The sequence below is a fragment of the Rhizocola hellebori genome (genome assembly GCF_016862955.1).
GTDB lineage: Bacteria > Actinomycetota > Actinomycetes > Mycobacteriales > Micromonosporaceae > Rhizocola > Rhizocola hellebori.
The window spans coordinates 346668-361266 of record NZ_BONY01000001.1; the positions used below are offsets into that span (position 1 = coordinate 346668).

The following is a 14599-nucleotide window of genomic DNA, read 5'->3' on the forward strand; positions in this document are numbered from 1 at the left end:
CGATGTCGAACACGACCGTGTTGCGCCCGTTCGGAGAGGCCATGGTGCGCACGCCACTGCTTCCGGTCGAAGCTGCGATGGATCTTCTCACCGACCGGGATGCGGCCCTGGACCGTCTCGTGGCCATGCCCGAAGTTCGGCGGGCCTTGCTGCTGAGCAGCCCGGCACTCTTCGACGCCGTCGAGCGAGGGCCATCGCGGGACGAACGCACTCGGTCGGCGTTGCTCAGGTACCTCATGCGGATGGCCACGCGCCCCACACCTTTCGGCGCCTCTGCCGGGGTCGCCTTGGTGAGCTTCGGCAAGGAAACCACTGTCCAGCACGCGGGCGAGTCGATGCGCACCCGTTCGCGGCTGGATCTGGAATGGCTCGCCGGGCTGATCCAGTCCCTCGAGGAGAATCCCGATGTCCGGCGCAGACTGCGGTTGCGCACGCATCCCGCGGCATGGCGACGCGGCGGTCGCGTGGTCCTGGCCGAGCGTGCGCCACGGATAGGGGCTTCCCGCGAGCAAGTCTCCGTCCGGGCGACCGAGGTGGTGCTGCGAACTCTTGAGGCTGCCAGCCAGCCCATCGTGTACGCCGACCTCGTCGACCGCGTTTCGCTGACCGCGCCCGGCGCGACGTCGGAACAGGCCGCGGCGCTCATCGACGCACTGTGGCGCAACACGTTGCTGGTCAGCGACCTATGGCCGCCACTGACCTGCCCCGACCCGGCGTCCTATCTTGTGGAGCGCCTTGACGGCATCTCCGAGTCCGGAGAGACCGCCCATCGCCTGCGCGCGTTGGTAACCGCCGCCACGGCGTTGGATGCGGGCGGAGTCGACGCGACGGTGGGAGGCCATCGCCAGGTGGTGCAGATGGCCCGCGCCCTCTCGCCACACGCCGCGGACCGCCCGCTGATGACCGATAGCCGGATCACCCTGCGCGGCGACCGCATCAGTGCCGTCGTCGGCGCGGAGGCGGCGCGCGCGGCCTCGCTGCTGCTGTCGATGACTCCCCTGCCCGACGGCCCGTCCTGGCTCGCAGCCTGGCGGCGCGCTTTCGTGGCCCGGTACGGCATGGACCGCACTGTCCCCGTGATGGAAGCGCTAGACCCAGCCACCGGGATAGGTCCCCCACCGCCCGGATCGCCGGTGGCACAGGTGAGCGCCGGGGTGGCCGCACGCCGCGAAGCGGCTCTCGTGCACCTCGCGGCCGGTGCCCTAGCCGCCGGAAGCGTCGAGGTGAATCTGGACGAGACGGTGCTCGGCCAGCTGCGAACCTGGTCGCCGTCGTCGACGGCGCCACCATCGGTCGATGTCAACGTGTTTGTGGCGGCCACCTCCGCGGCGGCGATCGACTCGGGCGACTTCGAGATCGTGGTCGGCCCGAACACCGGTGCGCGCCGAGCCGGCAAGGGCCTTGGCCGCTTCGTCACACTGCTCGGCGCGGGCGGCCGCGGCCTCGCCGAGCGTTGCGCGGCCGTGCTCCCGCAAGGCCGCCTGCCGGTGGAGCTGGTCTACCTGCCGTCCAACGTGCGTTCCGCGAATGTCGCGGTGAGACCGTCGCTTGTGCGACGGGAGATCTGTTTGGCGGTGGCCCCCGGAGTCGCCGACGAGCAGGTCATACCCATAGACCAGGTCCAGGTCGCCGTTCGCGACGGCCGCCTCGTGCTGCGGTGGGGCGCGCAGGATGCGGATTTGCACGTGGTGTCCTCCCACATGCTCAACAACCTGCAAGCGCCCGCCTTCTGCCGGTTCCTTGCCGACGTGGGAGACGACGGGGTGGCGCAGCTGGCGCCTTTCGACTGGGGCACCGCCGCACGGTTCCCACGCCTGCCCCGAGTGCGTTGCGGCAAAACCATTCTGCGGCCCGCGCAGTGGCGAATCACCGCGCATGCGCTGAACACAGAGCTGGCCGCCGCAGAAAAACGCCATTTTGGTACGGCATTCGCGCGCTGGCGGGCTACCTGGTCGGTCCCGCAGCACGTCTATATCACCGCCGCGGACAACCGCCTTCTGGTCAATCTCGACGATGGCGCGCATGTCGAGATCCTGCGCCGCGAAGCATCACGAGCTCTGCGCACCGCAAACCAGCTGCGCCTCGAGGAGGTCTACCCGCCGCTGGATCGCGCGTGGCTGGCGGGTCCGAAAGGTCACTATCTTGCCGAGTTGACCGTCCCCCTCGTGACGGAAGCTCCTGAGCCGGCGTCCGCGCCCGAGCCTGCCTTGACCGTGCCGAAGCTACCCGAACCGGGTGGCCACACCGCCTTGCGGCCTGCGCTGTCGGCCACGGCATACCGGCAATCGCCCGCAGGAAGGTGGTTGTGCGCGCACCTGCTGCTTCCAGCCGACGCCATCGACGACGCCGTCGCCGGCCAGATCGGCCGGTTCGCCGAATCGATGAGAGCGGCCGGGCATGCCCGGTCGTGGTTCTTCGTCCGATATGCGGATCCGGATTCCCATCTGCGGCTGCGTTTCCTCGGCGATTCCAACAAGCTGCACGCGCGCGTGCTGCCAGCCCTGGCCGCGACCGCGGACGCGCTTATCCGCGAGGGCATCTGTGCGGGATGGTCGATCGAGCCATACGACCGTGAGGTGGAACGGTACGGCGGCAACGAGGCGATGGAGCTCACCGAGGAAGTCTTCGCGGCGGACAGCCGCGCGTGTGCCGAACTCCTCGCCGCGATTCAGGCCCGCCGCACGCCGCTAGACCGGCTGACCCTGGCCGTGCTCAGCATCGACGACCTGCTGAGCTCTTTCGGACTGGACGTCCAGCAACGGCTCGGCTGGTGCCGTGCCTTGGTTGTGTCACGACAAGCGGCGGGCGCGGCCTTTCGCGATTCCAAGGCGACGCTCCGGCGGCTTCTCGGCGTCCCCGGCGAAGCAGCCCAAATCGCCGGTGGCGCAGTGGTTTCCGCCCTTGACCGCCGCCACGGCGCGCTGTCGCCCAGCGCCGGACGCCTCGCCGAGTTGGAGGCAGCGGGACGGTTGAGCCGGCCGCTGCCCCACATCCAGCGCGCCCTGGTGCACATGCACTGCAACCGGCTGTTCGGCATCGATCGCGATCCGGAAAACCAAGCCCTCGGACTTGTGCTGCGCACGCTGGAGTCGCTGGAGCGAGCGCCTGTCCGGCTCACCGAAACCACCACGGTGCACATTGCGCACACCGGTGATTCAAATGCCGAATACGCAGGTCAGGTCCAGGTCGGGCGTGGTTGACTAAATCTGGACGGACGGCGACGCACGTCCTATGTGAATCCGACGGCAGTCAACGACGACCGACCGCCCGACAGGAGGATCAGGTTGCGGCATGACTGGTAAGAAGCAAGCCCGCGACGCGGCCGGCCCGCTTGCCGCAGCCACCAGCCAGCTGGCCTCCTGGCTCAAACAGGTCACCGGCGTCGCGGTGCTTTTCGGCGACACGACCGACGAGCAGTCGCCGGACGACACCGCACCTGCGGTGGGCGCGCTGCGTTTGTGGCCGCTGGGGCTGCGTCCCGAAACGCAGACGCGCATGCCTGGCAGCACAGATCCAGCCGCCTTCCGGGTACGGCATCTGGTCGCGCCGGCCGATGCGCCGATAGGCCCGGACTCGTTGCGGCTGCTCGACATGGTGCTGGTGGCCGCGGTCCAAGCGGGAGAGCCGACGATCTGCCCGGAGCCGCCCGATGCGCTGCTGTGGCTCGCGCTGGGCACGACGCCGCGTCCCGGTCTGCTGGTGGACGCCACCGCGCACGTCCAGCACGAGCCGCCAGCCACGTCGCCGCTTGTGTTGCAACCGTTGCGGCTGCAGTCGCTGGACATGCGGCCGCTGCAGGGACGCGTGCTCGGGCCGGGCGATCAGCCCGTGGCGGGCATGCGGGTCACTGTCGCTGGCATGTCCGGCGCTGCTTACACCGATCCACGTGGGATGTTCCAGTTCGCGGCTGTCCCGCAGCACGGCCCGGTCCGCCTCGAGCTGAGGGGCCGCAACCGTTCGCTGATCGCGCAGGTCGAACCCGGCCATGCCGAGCCGCTCGTCATCCGATGCGACTTCGAGGAGTCATGATGGGCCCATACGACGCGCCAGGCATATATGTCGAAGAGGTACCCGGTGGTGCGCGGCCAATAGCGCCGGTCGGCACGAGCACCGCCGGTTTCGTCGGCCGCGCCCCGACCGATGCCGCGATCGATGAGCCGAAAATTGTCAACAGCTGGGCTGACTACTTGCGGATCTATTGCGAGAAGAAGGGCAACGAAACACTGGAGAGTACCGACCTGACCCGGGCGGTGTTCGGCTTTTTCGACAACGGCGGCAGCACTTGCTGGGTCGTCAACATTGGCAACTCCAAGTCGATCACTGGCACCCAGGGACGCCGTTCCGGCCTGGACCTTTTTGAGGCTATCGATGAGATAGCCATTGTCGCCGCCCCGGGCTTCGCCGACATCGGCTCGCACATTGCGCTGACCAACTTTGCCGCCAACCAGACTTTCCCGATGGCCATCCTCGATCCCACGAAAGACCGTGTCACAGACGTTAGCCAGTTGCTTGAGGTGGAGACGGAGGGCGGCTCGCCGCAATCGGCGCCAGCGGCGGCCAAGCCACCGGACAAGAAGCCGCCAGAAAAGAAGGCGGACAAGGACTCCGAGTCCGACAGCGCCGAAGGGGCCGAGGGCGCCGACACACCCGCCCCGCCGGCCACACCGCCCGCGCCGACCAGCGGGGGCGGGCTGCGCCCGGCAACGTCCGTCAACGCCGCGTTCTACTTTCCACGGATCTCGATCAAGGATCCGTTTACCGGGCTGACAGTCAACGACGTGCCGCCGAGCGGACACATCGCGGGCGTCTGGGCGCGCACCGACGCGCTCCGCGGCGTCCACAAGGCGCCGGCCAACGAGCCGCTGCGCGGAGCGACCGGCGTGGCCTACCGGGTGACCCGCCAGGATCAGGAGAGGCTCAACCCCCAAGGCGTCAACTGCATCCGCTACTTCGCTTCCGAGGGCATCCGGGTCTGGGGTGCCAAGACCCTCACTCAAAAGGGAGACCCTTGGGAGTACATCAATGTGCGCCGCCTTTTCAACGCGGTGGGCAGATCGATCGAGCTGGGCACCGGCTGGATGGTATTTGAACCCAACGACTACACACTGTGGCGTTCCATCAAGCGCGATATCACCGCCTACCTCACGGGGGTGTGGCGCGATGGCGCGCTGCTGGGCCGGACGCCCCAGGAGGCCTTCTTCGTCAAGTGCGACGAAGAAACGAACCCGCCGGATCAGCGAAACATCGGCATAGTCATGGCTGTCATCGGTCTGGCCGTGGTCAAACCGGCCGAGTTCGTGGTGTTCCGGCTCAGCCAGTGGGCCGGTGGTTCCCAGACCGAAGTCGTCGGAGGGTGAGTTCAATGACACAAGCCGCTTCGCAGCCCGGCGGGTGGGTGGACCCCTACCGGGACTTCAACTTCAAGCTCCTGATCAACAACATCACCAACGGTCATTTCACCCGGGTCAGCGGGCTCGGTGTGAAGGTCGACGCCATCGAGTACCGCGAGGCCGGCGACAACGCGACCGTGAAAGCGATCCCTGGGCGCACCACCTACCTGCCGGCCACATTATGGTACGGCGCAACGGCCTCGACCGAGGCGTGGGACTGGCTGCACAGCACGATCACCGGAAAGGTGAGCAGGCGCAACGTGTCGATCGCCCTGCTTGACGTCGCCGGGTCCGCAGAAGTCATGCGATGGAACCTCACCAACGCTTGGCCCTGTGAATGGCGCAGCGAGTCGCTGGACGCGATGAGCCGGGAGATATTGCTCCACTCGCTGGTGATCGCCTACGAGGGACTCGACCTGGAGCCGGGCAGTGGCGGCGGGTCGTAACCGGCCGCGCGAGCTGGTCGCGGCGGCGCTGCTGCGGCTTGCCGCCCTGGCGCAGCGGGTGGCCGCCACGCTGATGCGCGCGCCGCAAGACAAGCCCGGGGCGGCCGCCGCCGCGCTCGACTCCGGCCCGCCCGAGGCGTGGCTACAGCTCGTACGCACGCGCACCGGGGATCCCGCCGCCCTGGACACGGATCCCGCCCAAACCCACGCCGGCAGGAGGCCACCCGGGCCAGCTTCACCGGCAAGCACCTGGCCGACGGTTGAGCGGCTGGGACTGACGAGAGTGCCTGGCCGAGTCCAGAAGGCGACGCAATGGGTTACCGGGCCGCAGCCCATCGGCGATCCGGAGTCCCCCTACTTCGCGCCGGGACCCACCGCGAGCCGGGCCGCCGGCCAAATATCGGATCCGTCAAGTCATCCAGCCGCCACGACGGCAACCACCCACGTCGCGCCAAGCCCACCCGACACAGCCGCTCAAGCCCAGCCCCACCCGCCAGCGGCACCGCCCCTTACGCAAACACCAACGCCGCCAAGGGATGCGCGAAGGCGAGCGACACTGGCCGACGCCCAAACACCACCGCCGCCATCGGCTGCGCACAAGCCAGCGACACCACCCGACTCCCAAACACCACCGCCGCCATCGACTGCGCGAAAGCAAGCGGCGCGGGCTGACGCCAAAACACCAGCGGCACCATCGAATGCACACATGCCAACGACACCAGCCGACGCCCAAACACCAACGCCGCCATCGAATGCGCACAAGCCAGCCACGCCGTCAGATACTCAAACACCAATGGCGCCGTCGGATGCGCATCGGCCAGCGGCGCCTTCCCCTGTGCAAACGCTAGCGACGCCGTGGCATGGGCCAGCGACGCTGTCTCTTGCGCAAAAGCCTGCGGCGCTGGGGGATGCGGCAGCGTCTGTTGCGCAGACGTCGGCGGGCGTGGCGGCGCCCGCCGCCACGGCTGCTGTGCCTCGGCTATTGGTGGGTTCCCCGCCCTGCGCGGTCGCGCCCGTGGTCCCTGTGGCGGCCGACGCGCCGATCGCGCCGCCGACCGGCGACCGGCGGAAGCTGTTGGGACCGCACGGTTTGACGCCAGCCAGCCAAACGCTTCGCCGGAATCCACCACCGGCCGCCGACGCCTCCACGCGAGGACCTGACGTGGCACACGATCCTTGGCCGGCACCCGACACAGCGGTAGCCGCGCACGCAATGCCATTCAGCTTCACCGCTATCGGGCAGCCCGGTGTCCCGGCTTACGAGGCGGGGGCCGAGGTGCCCGGCGACCAGTGGCCCGACCTCCCCGACGACAGTGCTGTTTGGACTCCGCCGGTCTGCGACGACGACCCCGACCACCTGCTCCGGCTCGCCCGCGAACAGCGGGGTGAGTGACGGATGGAGCGTGTCGCCTTCCTCGTGGACGCCACCGGCGAGCGGGTGGACTGCTTGCTCAATCCCGAAACGGTGCAAGTCAACCGGCTGGCCGGGGTACGTGTGCGCGGCACCGCCGCCGGACAGCTGACCGGCGCCGGGCTAAGCGACGACCCGCTGGTGTTCACCGGTGGCGGCCGCACAGAGATTCGGCTCGATGTGCTCTTCGACGTTGATCTGGTCCCCGGGCAGTCCCGTCCCGAGGACGTGCGGGCGCTCACACGCAAGCTGTGGGTACTGGCGGAAAACTCGGCACAGCAAGACGGCGCCCTGCGGCCACCGCTGGTTCGCCTGGTGTGGGGCAAGGCGTGGAACGTCCCCGGGATAATCGCCGCCATCGCCGAAAGGTTCGACTACTTCACGCCCGGCGGCAACCCCCGGCGGTCATGGCTGCGAATGAGGATGATCCGCACCGCGGAGAGCACGGCACAGGTACCACAGCAGATGGTGATGGATGAGTCCCAGACGCCGACGGACAGCGGGCCCGCCGGTGAGACCAGAGCCGAAGCCCATGCCGCCGCACCGGCCGCCACCTCGTCCTCTACGCCCGCCGCGGCAGGCACGGCAGGCACGGCCGTGACCGTCGTGGGTGACGGCCAACCGGTGGGGCCGGGCAACGCGGCCGAGGGTTCCGGGTACAGCGGAGTGCGTTTCGACCTCGTCTCCAACGAGGTGCTCGGAAGCCCGCTGCCCTGGCGGTCGCTGGCCGAGCACAACCACATCGACAATCCGCTCACGCTGAAGCCCGGTACGGTCATCTTCGCGCCGCCGCCCGGTACACCGGCACCGGTCCTGCCCCTTAGCGGCACACCCCCTCGGCGGGGGCTGCCATGACCGCACAGGCCGATCGCAAGTCCCTTACCGCGTCGATTCCCGCGCTGCTGGTGCGCTCCGACGGACGCAAGCTACCCCCGGAGGTGATCGCCAGACTTGTCACCGCCCGGGTCAGCGCCGCGCTTTCCCAACCAGCCCAATGCGAGCTGTCGTTCGTCACCCGTTCTGGCAGTGCCGCCGAGGAGGGCCTGTTCGCCTTGGGCAGCCAGTTGACCGTCCAGGTCCATCCGGACTCGACGCAACTGTTCGACGGCGAGGTGACCGCATTCGAACTCGTCCACGCTGCGGACGGCGCTGCGACCCTGCGGGTGCGCGCCTACGATCGGCTGCACCGGCTGCGAAAAAGCCGCCACACGCAGGTATTCGAGGCTACGAGCCCGTCCGAGCTGGCCCAGACGCTTACCGGCATGCCGGTCACCGCCGAAAACGGCGGACCGCGCTTGGACCGCGTCGTCCACCACCACCAGCACGACCTCGAGCTGCTTGTCGAAGTGGCGAACGGCGCCGGACTGCACCCGGTCATCGACGGCAAGAAGGTGCGGTTGGTCAGCCTCGAAGGGTACGGCGACCCGGTGGCGCTGCGATTGGGAACAGCACTGCTGTCGGCGCGGGTGGAAGCCAACCTGGATCGGGTGGTGCAACAGGTCCGCGTGCTTGGCTGGCATACCCAACGCGCCGCGCTGATCGACCAGCGGGCGGACGCGGCCCGTACCGGACGGAAGGTCAGGTTGCGTCCTGACGCCAAAAACGTTGGCGGACAACCCGAACGGCTGCTCGTGGAACGACCCGGCTGCGGCGAGGACGAGATGCGGGCGGCGGCGCAAGCGGTTCTGGACCACGGCGCCGCGGCCGCGGTAACGGTGTCGGCGATAGCGGTGGGCGACGCCCGGCTGCGACCCGGCGCACGGGTGCGGCTGGAGGGCATCGCCGCCGGCGTCGCCGGAGTTTACGTGCTCACCGAGACCACTCACACGGTCGACGCCAGGGGCTACCTGACCCAGTTCAGCACCGAACCGCCACGCCCCGCGGCGCAGCCGCGCGCCACCACCCTGACCATGGGACGGGTAACCGAAGTCGAGGACCCGGACGGCTGCGGCCGGGTCCGGGTCAGCCTGCCCACCTACGGGGATCTCGACGCGGGATGGCTGAGCGTGCTGTGCACCGGGGCCGGACCGGGACGCGGCCTGGTCGCGTTGCCGGACGTCGACGACACCGTTCTGCTGGCTCTGCCGCATGGCGAACCCGCGGCCGGCATCGTTCTGGGCGGTCTCTACGGCACCGTCAGCCCGCCCGATGCCGGCACCGCGCACGGCAGGGTACGACGATGGTCGCTGCAAACCGCCGGCGGCCAACGCTTGCTGGTCGACGACGACAACCAAAGCCTGATCCTGCGCAACAATGCGGGAAGTCACCTCGATCTGGGCGAGAAAGACGTGTTGTTGCACGCGGCGGGCGACCTGGTGATCCGGGCGCCCGGGCACTCGATAAAGATCCAGGCGGCGAGCGTCGATTTCGTACAGGCGCTGGTGCCCACCGAAGGAGGCATCTGACGATGCTCTGGCTGGACGAGGGTTCCGTGCTGACGTGCGACCATCAGGGCCGGGTCATGAACCTGGCCTCCCAGCGCTGGGTCACCATCGGGGCGGTGCCGGTACTCGTCGAAACCGACATCCCGGGGCGGGTGATCGTCGGCTGCCCGAACGCGGGCCCCAACATCAAGCCCTGCACCTCCACGGTGCTGCCGGCGGCCGGCGCAAGCATCTTTGTGCGCGTGGGCGGCATGCGCCTGGTGACCGATGCCCTGGCCGGGCTGACCGATGGCACGCCGCCCGGCGTCACCAGCTTCCGGGTGCTCGACGCGCACCAGCATTTCGTGGGGACCGACCGGTGACACCGCCTCCTCGCGCCATACTCTTCAACGGCGCCGGGTTCGTCGCTGAGCCCCGCAGCGGATTCGTGCTGACCCAAGGCGGGGTGCTCGGCTTGGCCGACGGCGACGCCGCGGTAAGGCAGGCGATCCTGCTCCTTATCTCCACCGCCCCCGGCGAACGGGTGATGCGGCCCGGCTATGGCTGCCACCTGCACCGGCTGGTCTTCGCACCCAACGACGACACGACGGCAGGACTGGCCATCCACTATGTGCGCCAGGCGCTGCTGCGGTGGGAGCCGCGAATAGCCATCATTGACATCGATGCGGGCGCTGACCTGGACTTTGCGTCATACCTCAACATCCGTCTGGACTATCGGATTCGCCGTTCCCAGGCGGTCGACACGATCACCTTCGCCCTCGACCTGCAGAAGGTGTAGAACGCCTATGTATCTTCCCGTACCCAATCTCGACGATCGCGACTTCAAGCATCTGCTCGACGCGGCGTGGGCACGAATTCACGAGGTCTGTCCAGATTGGACAGATCGATCCCCGCACGACCCGGGTGCGGTACTGCTGGAGGCTTTCGCCTACCTGACCGAAGTGATGATCTATCGGCTGAACCGGTTGCCGGACAAGGCGTACGTCGCCTTCCTGAACCTGCTCGGCACCAGCCCGCACCCGCCCAGCGCAGCCTCGGTGATGGTCGAATTCGTACGCGCCGACGGCACGTCCGGACCCTTGGTGATACCCAGGGGCACGCAGGTGGTCACCGCCGGCGGAGCCGGCAAGCCGCCAGTCACGTTCACCGCCGTCCAGCCGGTGTCCGCGGTCGCGGGCAGCGAACCGGTGCGTGTGCTGATGCACCACTGCGAATTCGTCGAGGGCGAGCTGATCGGGGTGGGAAACGGCCAAGGCGGCCAGATCATGCAGACGAAGTCTTCTCCGATCGTGCACACCTCCCACCCCGACGAGGGCGTCATGCTCGCGGTCGAGGTGTCGCCGAACGCCTCGGACGCAGACCGGCCATTCGAGTTCGCCGGAAGGGTTTTCGAGGCTTGGGAACGGGTGGGCGCGTTCACCGGCTCCGCCCTGGGCCGAAAGTGCTACCTGATCGACCTGGCCACCGGAGTGATCACCTTCGCGCCGCGCCTGGACCTGCGCCCGCCCGGCTGGAAGAGCGCCGAGGAGGACCTGCCCCCAGATGAGCAACCGGACAAGAACGCGTCGCAAACGGGCGGGTTGATCGCGGACGTTCCCGGGGCGGGCCTACAGGTACGGCTGTGGTACGCCACCGGCGGTGGCCCGGACGGCAACGTGGCTGCCAACACCCTGACCCGCCTGGTAAAACCGATCGACGGGGTGAAGGAGGTCGGCAACCCCATATCCGCGCAAGGTGGCCTGCCGGCCGAGCCTTTGGAAGCGGCTCTATTGCGCGGCCCTTACGAGTTCTTCTCCCGGCAAAGGGCTGTCACCGCGCGCGACTTCGAGATGCTGGCCATCTCGGGCCGCTCCGAAGTCGCGCGGGCCTACGCCTTCACCAGCGCTGAGATGTTCCGGTTCGCGCCGGCGGGCCAGGTCGATGTGGTGCTGGTGCCGGAGGTGACACGCAAGCAGCCCGACTTCCGGTTGTCGGTGGAGGAGATCTTTGCCGAACAGCAGAGTCATGCCCTGGACCTGACCAAGAACGATCTGGACAATCGCCGCGCGCTGGGCACCAGTGTGCGAGTCAGCTGGGCGAAGTACAAGGCTGTATCCATCAAGGCCACCGTCGTTGTCCAGTCGCAGCAGCATGTCGCAGCCGTCCGGAAGACCCTGCACGAGCGCCTGTACCAGATGATCAGCCCGCTGCCCGCGGATAAGAATACTACGGGCTGGAAATTCGGCGAGCCGCTGCGACTGTCCAATGTGTACCGTGCGCTGGAGGGGGCCGACCCGGCGGTGCGCTACGTCAATGGAGTAAGCCTCCTGGTCGACAGCGTGCCCTATGAGCAAGTCGGCACGGTCGCCGCCGACCAGTACCAGCCGCTGACCTTCTATGCCGGCGCTAAGGAAATGTTGTTTCGCTCCACCAACGCCGGCCGTGGCTGGGAAGAGGTGAAGCGATTCACCGGCGAGACCGTGCGGCACATCGCACCTGCGCCTGCCCGGGTGCGCCCCGGCATAGTGGAGCGGCCCGGTTGGGTCGCTGCCGTGACCGAGCGCAGCACCGCGGACGGCATCACCGGCTCGCGGGTGTGGGTGTCGAAGGATCTCGGCGACGCCTGGCATCAAGTGGCCGAGCTCGCCCCTCGCATCAACGATGTGGCCTGGTCCGGTCGCGACGGCAACAACGGTCTCCTGCTGGCCACCGACGCCGGGCTGTTCGAGCTGGCGTTGGGAGAACACGATGCCATGCCGCTGCCGATCCAGGTCGACGCCGCCGACGCGGACCGCGGCTTCTACGCCGTATGCGCATTCGTTTCCGAACACGGCGAACGCGGCGTGGCCCTGGCGGCCCTGGGCCAGTTGGGCACCTACCTGTCGCTGGACGAAGGCCGCTCCGGCACCTTCCGCCACATCGGATTGAACAATGTGGACACCAGGACGCTCGCCGTGCAGTACGACGGCCCGACAACGTGGCTGTGGACCGGCGTTGGCGAGGCCGACCCCCAGATGGAGGGCCAAGGCTGCTTCCGGGCCAGGCTCTACGAGGCCGACGTCGCCTGGCAGAGCGTTCAGGCGGGCTGGAAGGGCGGCACGTGCCGCGCCCTGGTATTCAGCGACCGCATGGCAGTGGCGGCCACCCACCGCGGCGGTGTCATGTTCATGGACACCGGGATCGAGCAGCCGGCCTGGCAGTCAGTGGGCGTCAACTGCGGTCTGCCGCTGCGGGACCCGCGCGGGTTCGAGCCCGTCGAAGCCATCGCGGTGATGACCGCCGATCCGCGGGCAGCCGAGCCGGTGACGGCCGCCGACCCGAACACGACCGAGTCACCGGCGAACCCCACGGGGCTGCTGCTGGCCGGTGGGGCGCATGGCGTGTACCGCAGCGCCGACCTAAGGCATTGGAAGCCGTCGGCGAACCGGGATGCCGGCGAGACGGTGACCATCCCGGGCGCCTGGCTCATCTGTTCCGGCGAGCACGACATCGAGGTGACCACCCGCGATGAGACGCGACGCGATTGAACGTCTGCTGCCGGCCGTATTCCAAGCCGCGGCACAAGCCGACGGCGGCCGCAACCCGATGGCGGCATTGCTCGATGTCATGCAGATGCTGCACGAGCCGACAGAAGGCTCGCTTGCCGCCCTGGACAACCTGTTCGCGCCCTACCGGACCCCCGACAAGTTCATGCCCTACCTGGCTCGCTGGGTTGCCGTCGAACACCTGGGAGGCGATAGCGGCGGCATACCCGTGGCACGGCTGCGCGATCTCGTCCACCAGGCGACCACGCTGGCCAGGTGGCGAGGCACAAAGGTCGGTCTGCTGCTGGCGCTAAAGCTCGCGACCGGAGTCGACGGCTTCACCATCGAAGAACCTCGAGCCTTTCATTTCATCATTCGGGTACCGGATACGGCCGCCGATCAGCTAGAGCTCGTCAAAACGCTGGTGGCCGCCGAGAAACCGGCCGCTACCACCTGCGAGATCATCGTAGCGCCGGACGCGGAAGGAGCGCCATCATGACCACCCAATGGGCGATCACCACGGCCGGAAACCGGCTCACCCTAAACGCGGAGCGTCGCGGCGAGATCGCCTTCACCGTGACCCACGAAGGTCCCGCCTCAGATCTGGCCGTGTTCGGCGTGGTTCCCAGCGCCGGAACCGATCCGTCGTGGTTCACCGTCACCGACCCCATTCGCAATGTTCCATCGGGCGGCTCGGTTTCGTACCTGGTAGAGGTTGCCGTTCCGGCCAATGCCCCGCCGGGCCACTACTCCGTCGCCGGCCGCGTCTATTCGGCCAACCTGGCGCCGGAAGAGACCAGCAAGACCAGCAATTCGGTGGTCTTCGACCTGGTGGCCCCGGCCCCCGTAGTCCCCCCGCCGCCTCCTCCTCCCCCACCACCGCCTCCCCCGCCGCCACCGCCGCCTCGCAAGCGCCGCTGGCCGATCGTCGTTGCCGTCGCCATTGCCGCGGTATTCGCTTTAATAATCGGCCTGGCCGCAATCAGTGCGCTCTTCGGCGAAGGCGAAACCGATGTCACCACCATCATCGAGGACGATGCCACCATCATCGAGGCCGAGGACCAGCAGATCGTGACCGACCCGGGCGCTGTCGCCGAGGTGCGGGAACCGTTTTCCGACAAAGCCTCCGGCGGCAAGTACATCCTCTTCCAGGCTGACTACAGAGGTCCGGCGATGAGCCTGAAATTCGACATTCCCGAGAGCGGCCGCTACATCATCTCCACGAAGAGATCACGCGGTCCGGACCATGGCAACGTCGTCCTCAGCATCGACTGGAAACAGCTCGGCGGGGAGTTCAAGGGCTTCGACCATTTCGAAGAGATCACCGATTGGCAGACCGACGGCAGCCTCTATCTCGAGCAAGGCCAACACACCTTCGGTCTCACCATGCGCGGCAAATCCCCAGACTCCTGCTGCTATCGCGCCGGAATCGATGCGATCAAGATCGAAAAGGAGTAGTACCCGT

The 14599-nt window shown here is 68.0% G+C and carries 13 protein-coding genes; 12 read left to right on the forward strand and 1 reads right to left on the reverse strand.

What is annotated here, in order from left to right:
- Positions 1–2: 2 nt before the first annotated feature.
- From Rhe02_RS01490 to Rhe02_RS01505, 4 genes are all read left to right on the forward strand, one after another.
- Positions 3–3200 carry a lantibiotic dehydratase gene (locus Rhe02_RS01490; RefSeq protein ID WP_203906148.1) on the forward strand — a complete coding sequence of 1066 codons (3198 nt, stop codon included), beginning with the start codon at positions 3–5 and terminating at the stop codon, positions 3198–3200.
- Between the two features lie 91 nt (positions 3201–3291).
- Positions 3292–4029, forward strand: a complete 738-nt coding sequence (locus tag Rhe02_RS01495; protein ID WP_203906149.1) for a carboxypeptidase-like regulatory domain-containing protein — start codon at positions 3292–3294, stop codon at positions 4027–4029.
- Positions 4026–5357, forward strand: coding sequence for a phage tail sheath family protein (locus Rhe02_RS01500; RefSeq protein WP_239123193.1), 1332 nt, complete (start codon positions 4026–4028; stop codon positions 5355–5357). The genes Rhe02_RS01495 and Rhe02_RS01500 overlap by 4 nt, the downstream gene beginning before the upstream one ends.
- 5 nt (positions 5358–5362) lie before the next feature.
- Entirely contained in the window at positions 5363–5836 is a 474-nt protein-coding gene (locus Rhe02_RS01505) for a phage tail protein (protein WP_203906150.1), read from the forward strand.
- Positions 5837–6345: 509 nt separating this feature from the next.
- On the opposite strand, the gene Rhe02_RS01510 is transcribed toward Rhe02_RS01505, so the two are convergent.
- A complete protein-coding gene (locus Rhe02_RS01510) occupies positions 6346–6627 on the reverse strand; it encodes a hypothetical protein (RefSeq protein ID WP_203906151.1) in 282 nt (93 codons plus the stop codon).
- Between the two features lie 371 nt (positions 6628–6998).
- On the opposite strand from Rhe02_RS01510, the gene Rhe02_RS01515 reads away from it, so the two are divergent.
- Genes Rhe02_RS01515 through Rhe02_RS01550 form a run of 8 tightly spaced genes read left to right on the forward strand, consistent with a single transcriptional unit; the run spans position 6999 to position 14592 of the window.
- A complete protein-coding gene (locus tag Rhe02_RS01515) occupies positions 6999–7229 on the forward strand; it encodes a hypothetical protein (protein ID WP_203906152.1) in 231 nt (76 codons plus the stop codon).
- A 3-nt stretch (positions 7230–7232) separates the two neighbouring features.
- Positions 7233–8102, forward strand: coding sequence for a CIS tube protein (locus Rhe02_RS01520; RefSeq protein WP_203906153.1), 870 nt, complete (start codon positions 7233–7235; stop codon positions 8100–8102).
- Positions 8099–9652 carry a phage baseplate assembly protein V gene (locus Rhe02_RS01525; RefSeq protein ID WP_203906154.1) on the forward strand — a complete coding sequence of 518 codons (1554 nt, stop codon included), beginning with the start codon at positions 8099–8101 and terminating at the stop codon, positions 9650–9652. The genes Rhe02_RS01520 and Rhe02_RS01525 overlap by 4 nt, the downstream gene beginning before the upstream one ends.
- A gap of 2 nt (positions 9653–9654) precedes the next feature.
- Positions 9655–9993, forward strand: coding sequence for a hypothetical protein (locus Rhe02_RS01530; RefSeq protein ID WP_203906155.1), 339 nt, complete (start codon positions 9655–9657; stop codon positions 9991–9993).
- Positions 9990–10409: a GPW/gp25 family protein gene (locus Rhe02_RS01535; RefSeq protein WP_239123194.1), complete on the forward strand. Its 420-nt coding sequence runs from the start codon at positions 9990–9992 to the stop codon at positions 10407–10409. Before Rhe02_RS01530 ends, Rhe02_RS01535 begins: the two co-directional genes overlap by 4 nt.
- Before the next feature lie 7 nt (positions 10410–10416).
- Positions 10417–13137 (forward strand): baseplate J/gp47 family protein, encoded by a 2721-nt coding sequence (locus Rhe02_RS01540; protein WP_203906156.1) that lies wholly within the window; start codon positions 10417–10419, stop codon positions 13135–13137.
- Positions 13118–13633, forward strand: coding sequence for a phage tail protein (locus Rhe02_RS01545; protein WP_203906157.1), 516 nt, complete (start codon positions 13118–13120; stop codon positions 13631–13633). The genes Rhe02_RS01540 and Rhe02_RS01545 overlap by 20 nt, the downstream gene beginning before the upstream one ends.
- Positions 13630–14592 (forward strand): hypothetical protein, encoded by a 963-nt coding sequence (locus tag Rhe02_RS01550; protein ID WP_203906158.1) that lies wholly within the window; start codon positions 13630–13632, stop codon positions 14590–14592. The genes Rhe02_RS01545 and Rhe02_RS01550 overlap by 4 nt, the downstream gene beginning before the upstream one ends.
- Positions 14593–14599: the final 7 nt, after the last annotated feature.